The sequence below is a fragment of the Candidatus Protofrankia californiensis genome (assembly GCF_900634765.1).
GTDB lineage: Bacteria > Actinomycetota > Actinomycetes > Frankiales > Frankiaceae > Protofrankia > Protofrankia californiensis.
Genome location: NZ_CAAAFT010000262.1, coordinates 5,135 through 7,465, shown reverse-complemented (window position 1 = coordinate 7,465; position 2,331 = coordinate 5,135). Strand labels below are relative to the sequence as shown.

The following is a 2,331-nucleotide window of genomic DNA, read 5'->3' as shown; positions in this document are numbered from 1 at the left end:
CGTTCGGCAATGCCGCGCAGCGCCCACGGGTTGGACGCCCGCATGAAGTCGCGGGTTTCCGGGTCGAAGACGTAGGACGCGGCCAGCGACTCGTACATCCAGTCCTGGACGACACCGGCGGTGGCGTCGTAACCGAACAGGTAGTCGACGGTCGCGGCCAGTTCGAACGCGCCTTTGTAGCCGTGGCGGCGCATCGCCGCGATCCACCGCGGGTTCACCACCCGGGCGCGGAACACCCGGTGGGTCTCCTCCTGCAGGGTGCGTGTCCTGACCGCGTCCGGTATGGCGCTGTCCCCGATGTAGGCGGCCGGGGACGCACCGGTGAGCGCCCGTACCGCCGCGACCATTCCGCCGTGATATTGGAAGTAGTCGTCGGAGTCGACAAGGTCGTGTTCGCGGGTGTCGGCGTTCTTCACGGCCACCTGAATGCGGCGGAACGCCTGTTCCATGTCGGCGCGCGCCTCCCGGCCGTCGAGGTCGCGGCCGTAGGCGTAGCCGCCCCAGACCGCGTACACCTCGGCGAGGTCCGCGTCCGACCGCCACTCCCGCGAATCGATCAGGGGCAGCAGCCCGGCGCCGTACGCTCCCGGTTTCGAGCCGAAGATCCGGGTGGTCGCCCGCCGCCGGTCACCGTGGGCGGCACCGTCGCGCGCGAGGTCGGCGCGGACGTGCGCGGCAAGCAGGTTGTCGGCGTCGGCCTCGTCGTCGAGGGCGGCGACGGTGGTCACCGCCTCGTCCAGCAGCGCGATCACGTGGGGGAAGGCGTCCCGGAAGAAACCGGAGATCCGCACCACCACGTCCACCCGGGGCCGGCCCAGCTCCGACAGGGGCACCACCTCGAAACCGGTCACCCGCCGGGAGGCGTCGTCCCAGGTAGGACGGCAGCCGAGCAGCGCCAGCACCTCCGCGATGTCATCACCCTGCGTGCGCATGGCGGAGGTGCCCCAGACGGTCAGGCCCACCGAGGCCGGGTAGGCGCCGGTGTCGGCGAGGTGGCGGGCGAGCAGCGAGTCGGCGAGCGCACGGCCGGTCTCCCAGGCCAGCCGGGACGGGATCGCCTTCGGGTCGACCGAGCAGAAGTTCCTCCCGGTCGGCAGCACGTTGACCAGCCCCCGGGTGGGCGAGCCCGACGGTCCGGGCGGCACGAACCCACCGGCCAGCGCCCGGAGCACATTGGTGATCTCGTCCGGTGTCCGGTCCAGGCGAGGCACCACCTCGGACGCGGCGAACGCGAGCACCCGCTCGACCTCGGCGTACCCGGTGCTGGCGGCACGGCCGACCCCGCCGCCAGCCGCCCCGGTGGCTCCTTCGATGGCGCTCCTGGTGGCTGTTCCGGTGGTTTCCCCGGCACCGGGCTGGAGGGTGCCGGACGGGAGAGCGCCGGACTGTAGAACGTCCGCGCACACCCTGGATGCCGCGTCAGGGTCCCAGCCGGCGGCATCCATGCCGGCGACGAGCGCGCGGGCGGTCGCCTCGAAGCCGTCGACTTCCGCGCGCGCGGCGCCGGCGCCCTCGACGTGGCCGAGCGCGGCCCGCAATCCCGGTAGCGCCCGCGCCGTGCCGCTCCACACCTGTGACGCCCGCAGGATCGCCAGGACCAGGTTCACCCGCGCCTCACCGGCCGGCGCGTCGCCGAGGATGTGCAAACCGTCACGGATCTGGGTGTCCTTCACCTCGCAGAGGTATCCGTCGACGTGCAGCAGGAAGTCGTCGAAGTCGTCGTCGCCGGGACGCTCGTCCAGCCCGAGATCATGATGGAGCTGGGCGGCCTGGATGAGCGTCCAGATCTGCGCCCGGACCGCCGGCAGCTTCGCCGGGTCCAGTGCGGCCAGGGTGGCGTGCTCGTCCAGGAGCTGTTCCAGCCTGGCCATATCACCGTAGGTGTCGGCGCGGGCCATCGGCGGCACCAGATGATCGACGATGACCGCGTGCGCCCGGCGCTTGGCCTGCGTGCCCTCCCCGGGGTCGTTGACCAGGAACGGGTAGATCAGCGGCAGGTCACCCGCGACCGCGTCCGGTGCGCACTCCGCCGACAGGCCCAGTCCCTTGCCGGGCAGCCACTCCAGGGTGCCGTGCTTGCCCAGGTGCACGATCGCGTCCGCGCCGAACTCCTCGTCCAGCCAGCGGTAGGCGGCCAGGTAATGGTGGGACGGCGGCAGGTCCGGGTCGTGGTAGATCGCCACCGGGTTCTCCCCGAACCCCCGCGGCGGCTGGATCATGAGCAGGATGTTGCCGAACCGCAATGCGGCCAGCACGATCGCGGGTTCCCGCGCATCAGCGAGCCGCGGCAGGCCGCCACCGCTGCCACCGCTGCCACCGCTGCCACGGCCG

General features: G+C 72.2%; 1 protein-coding gene. It reads right to left on the bottom strand.

The features are described 5' to 3' along the window. The coding region (cobN, locus tag DD1DGNOD_RS14510) for a cobaltochelatase subunit CobN (RefSeq protein WP_241255728.1) at window positions 1-2,331 on the bottom strand (2,331 nt) is incomplete at both ends.